We start from the raw sequence: 4416 nt of genomic DNA on the forward strand, positions 1-4416 counted from the left end.
CACCTCATTTTGTTTGATAAAACAATTATACACCAAAACAAAACATATGTTCTGAATAAATGCAATTTTCTTTTAAAAAAGAAAAAACCGATTCATCCCCCACCTTCACTTCGTTTAGAGGAAGGGGTCTTCTCGGTTAAAATGATAAAAGAATTTTTATTATAGTCCATCTTTAAAATGTCTCCTTCCTTATACTTATCATCAGTATAAGAAAGTTCCTCCAAAAACACTGTGAGCTATTTCACTGCATATTTATCTTATTTCCTTTATAATGAGAATGGATATCATTCATATTAGGAGTGTTGTGCATGTCGCAAGAATTCGAAGAGAAATTATATGCCAATTTAGAAGCTGTTATTGATCCTGAACTAGGGGTTGATATTATCAATCTCGGATTAGTATATGACGTTACAGCGGATGAGAATAACAATGCTGTCATTACAATGACAATGACTTCTATCGGTTGCCCAATGGCTGGACAAATCGTCTCAGATGTAAAAAAAGTACTATCAACAAATGTACCAGAAGTCAATGAAATAGAAGTAAATGTAGTTTGGAATCCACCTTGGTCAAAAGAGCGCATGTCGCGTATAGCGAAAATCGCTCTAGGTATCCGTGATTAAATGCAAAAAAAGACCTGACAATCGAGTCAGGTCTTTTCCATTTATATTATTTTACTCCTACTGCATCATAAGCTTTCGTTACAGCTTGTACCGCTTTAGAGTTTTTACCATATAAATCTTCTGCAGATTGAATTGCAGCTTGGCGCATCATTTTAAAGTTGGAGTTTGCAGTTAAATATTTTGTAAGCGCATGATAGTAAATTTTTTCTGTTGCTTCGCGACCAACACCAGCAACTTTCACACCGTAATGCTCGCCACCTTCAGACACTAAATATGCCGCCTTGTTATTGATACTACTGTTAATATGAACGCCGCCATTATCATATGGTCCTGTGTAGCGTTTACTGTAATGATCTGGATAACCTTCTCCAGGTTTTAATGGATTCGGAATGGATGCTGGATCTTTCAGAGAACGAAGGGCATCTCCTTCGATACCAGGTGTGTAAATATCAGCACCTAGATCCCAGCTTTTTTTCTCAACCATTACACCCATAATATCGGATACTGATTCATTTAATGCACCTGACTCATTTTGGTATACAAGGTTCGCCGTATGTTCTGTTACAGCATGTGTTAACTCATGACCAATAACATCTAATCCTGCAGATAATGGAATAAATGTTGTTCCATCTCCATCACCATACATCATTTGCACACCATTCCATGCTGCGTTATTCCAGCTCTCACCTACGTGAACAGAGGAAATCAGTTTCGCCCCTTTATCATCGAAAGAGTTACGGTTAAATATCTTTTTATAATAGTCATATACTTTTCCTGCGTTCACATGCGCATCAACAGCAGCTTTATCTTCAAAGAACTTTGATTTACTTTCTACTTCATCACCTGTGTATCCAAGCCATTGTGATAAAAGATTAAATATATTCTCGTCCATATTATCTGCGTTAAACGTATGAACACCTTTCCCACGTTTGCCATCAAATAAATTGAACGCTCCTGTTTTCTCATCTTGAGCAATCTCAAATGATTGTTTGTTTCCTAGCACCCCATAACCAAATCCAGTAATTTGATCAATGGCATTATATTTCTCAATGACATTTCCATTTGTTGCATCAACAAAATAATGCCAATATCCTGGTGCTGGTTTTGAAATCGATGCTTTTACAAGATAGGCAAGATAGTACTTCCCATCTTTTTCATACACATACAAATCTTTTTTCACACCATCATATTTATTCACTTTACCAATTTGTTTTTCAATATCAGCTTTTGCGACATTTACAGCTTGTTCATTTGTAATGTTCGCTGCAGTTGGAATATTTTTATCTTCTAAATTCGGGATAACTTGTCCGAAAAATGCTTTCACATTATTATCTTTATCAAGCGCAACTGTTTGATCTGATCCATACACAGGAATATTATTATGTTTTTCAACTAACTTCACATGTGTTGTACCTGATTCAGCATCCTTTTCCTCCCCAACAATGTTGAAATGTTTCTCTATATTTCCTGCTAGTTTAAACATGTCTTTCTTACTCTCTAAATACTGAAATACGGTTTCTTTTTTATCTAACCCTTCTGGTGCTTTCCATTCCTCACCTATGTAAGCTGGTGTTTTAAATTCTTGGTGATATTGAATTTGTTGCTCTTCCGCTTGTGTTTTCGTTGCCCCAAATGCACCAAATCCCCCAATAATAACGGATAAAGCCAATACTGATGAAACGACTTGCTTTTTCAATCTAACACTCCCCATTCCCCAAAAATTTTTGACACTTTTATACATTTCTGAAAAACAAAAATGATACCTGCCCAAAAATATTGAGAAACAATTTCCTTACAATTCCATCCAAAAAGGGAGCATCCTGTTAGATGCCCCCTTCTTCATTCATTATTGTTTCTTCATTTCAATTGCTAAATAATGAGATTGCTCTTTCGCTTGAATGTGAATATCTTCTTCGACCACTTCTGCTGCATCACGCATCACAAGTGTCTCACCATTTACAACGCCACTTCCTTCAATTTGTACAAGATAAACTTGGCGTCCTTCACTAACAGGGAAGCTAATTTCTTTTCCTGCTTCTAAAGATAAAGAATATAAATTTGCATCTTGATGGATTACAATTGGTGCATCGCCATCAACTGGAGATACCATATGGAACCATGTATTTTCACGCTGATTCCAATCAAATTTAAACTCACCGTAATTTGGTGTATGCCCAGCGCGATCTGGTAAAATCCAAATTTGTAATAAACGTAATGTCTCATTTCCTAAATTGTGTTCACTATGAAATACACCTGTACCTGCACTCATATATTGAACATGCCCACGCTCAATTGTACCACGATTTCCCATGCTATCTTGGTGTGTTAATTCTCCATCTACAACGTAAGAAATAATCTCCATATCGCGATGCGGATGCATATCAAATCCTGTTTGTGCGGCTACTAAATCATCATTAATAACACGAAGCGCTCCAAATCTCATATTGTCTGGATTGTAATAATCCGCGAATGAAAAATGAAAATGTGTATTTAACCAGCCATGATTTGCTCTTCCCATATTTTTATGATCAATTTTTTCAAACATATCCTTCACCTCATATTATCTCGAATTCGAGATATTTATTTAAAATTTTTTATTGTAACTTTCGAAGTAATTCTAATAATTGCTTTTGCTCATTGCGATCTAGCTTACCAAATTGTTCTGCTTGAAATGTCTCTTGCGGCGGAACAGCTTCTTCATATAAAGCTCTTCCCTTTTCTGTTAACGAAAGATATTTTGTAGTGCCTTCCTGTTCTCGCCTAATCCAATCAAGCTGCTCCATCTTATTTAAGAGCTGCGTAATATTCCCTTTTGTAACAAATAGCTTCTTCCCAAGTTCCTGCTGTGTTAATCGATCTTGTCCTCCGATTTGAGCTAAAACATCAAATTGTGCAGCAGATAAACCCCATTGTTTCAAATGCTGATTTGTCTCGCGAACGCTTCTGTTATAAAAGCGCGATAAACGGAACCATAATAATAATCCAAGTCTTTCTTCTGCTTTCATTCCATCACCTCGCTTGCTTAATACATTTAGTTTAGAACTAAACTTTATAAATGTCAACTACTTTACTTTAGTAAGTTACAAACTAAGGCGTAGTGATGTTCGCACCACTATGCCTTAGTTTACATTCCTTCTCATATATTCATTCATTTTACGCTCCGCGAATGCACGAGCATCTTTCTCAATCCACCGTACCTCATACACTTCTTTTTCCACATACAATACGTTATTCTCATGCTGCATCGAATGCCGAAATTCATGTAGTAAAGTTTTGAGCACTTGCTCATATCGTTCCCACATACAAACAAAAATTACTTGTTTTTCTTTATGATAAAAACCGTTCAAAGGAAATAAAAATTCTTCTTCCTCTTCTCCTAATTTTACAAGTACGTCATTTGTATCACACGTATCGCAAAAAATAACTGGGACTTCTCGTCTCTCAATCAGTGAAAATACATCCTTTTTCACCTGCTGAATATCCCACGGAAATTCTGAGTCCAGCACGTACCAATTCCCGGCTTGCTGATATACGTTTTGAAACTGGAGTTCCATTGCCCTCCATTCTCCTTTCCAAATTCCCTTTTTCTATATATATGCCACCATATAGGAAAAAATAAACACATATTGCAATATAAAGTGAAACTTTAATCAATGGGATTTTTCTTCATCTAAATCCCTGCTATGTAGAATAAAAAGTAACTTACACTCGTTTGCTCTTTCTGTTTTCATTTCGCATGGGGCGGAAAAAGGCACTGACCGCTTCTATGCATGGCCAGATGCTCTCTCCCATC

Annotated in this window: 5 protein-coding genes; 1 reads left to right on the forward strand and 4 read right to left on the reverse strand. The window is 36.3% G+C overall.

Annotated elements, in window-relative coordinates:
• The first annotated feature begins 308 nt into the window (after positions 1 to 308).
• Positions 309 to 623 carry a metal-sulfur cluster assembly factor gene (locus COO03_RS23455; RefSeq protein WP_097899412.1) on the forward strand — a complete coding sequence of 105 codons (315 nt, stop codon included), beginning with the start codon at positions 309 to 311 and terminating at the stop codon, positions 621 to 623.
• 46 nt (positions 624 to 669) lie between these two features.
• Here the strand turns inward: COO03_RS23455 and COO03_RS23460 are convergent, their stop codons facing one another.
• The 4 genes from COO03_RS23460 to COO03_RS23475 form a co-directional block, all read right to left on the reverse strand.
• Positions 670 to 2319, reverse strand: coding sequence for a M4 family metallopeptidase (locus COO03_RS23460; RefSeq protein WP_141523248.1), 1650 nt, complete (start codon positions 2317 to 2319; stop codon positions 670 to 672).
• Positions 2320 to 2469: 150 nt separating this feature from the next.
• Complete coding sequence (locus COO03_RS23465; protein ID WP_097899414.1) at positions 2470 to 3168, reverse strand: pirin family protein; 699 nt, start codon at positions 3166 to 3168, stop codon at positions 2470 to 2472.
• Between the two features lie 49 nt (positions 3169 to 3217).
• Positions 3218 to 3628 (reverse strand): MarR family winged helix-turn-helix transcriptional regulator, encoded by a 411-nt coding sequence (locus tag COO03_RS23470; protein WP_097899415.1) that lies wholly within the window; start codon positions 3626 to 3628, stop codon positions 3218 to 3220.
• Positions 3629 to 3742: 114 nt separating this feature from the next.
• Positions 3743 to 4177, reverse strand: a complete 435-nt coding sequence (locus COO03_RS23475; protein ID WP_097899416.1) for a DUF3920 family protein — start codon at positions 4175 to 4177, stop codon at positions 3743 to 3745.
• Between the last annotated feature and the right edge of the window lie 239 nt (positions 4178 to 4416).

It is taken from the genome of Bacillus sp. AFS098217, assembly GCF_002551815.1.
Lineage (GTDB): Bacteria > Bacillota > Bacilli > Bacillales > Bacillaceae_G > Bacillus_A.

Coding starts and splice junctions, on each gene's coding strand:
- COO03_RS23455 (WP_097899412.1), top strand. CDS start 309: ATGTCGCAAGAATTCGAAGAGAAATTATATGCCAATTTAGAAGCTGTT.
- COO03_RS23465 (WP_097899414.1), bottom strand. CDS start 3,168: ATGTTTGAAAAAATTGATCATAAAAATATGGGAAGAGCAAATCATGGC.
- COO03_RS23470 (WP_097899415.1), bottom strand. CDS start 3,628: ATGAAAGCAGAAGAAAGACTTGGATTATTATTATGGTTCCGTTTATCG.
- COO03_RS23475 (WP_097899416.1), bottom strand. CDS start 4,177: ATGGAACTCCAGTTTCAAAACGTATATCAGCAAGCCGGGAATTGGTAC.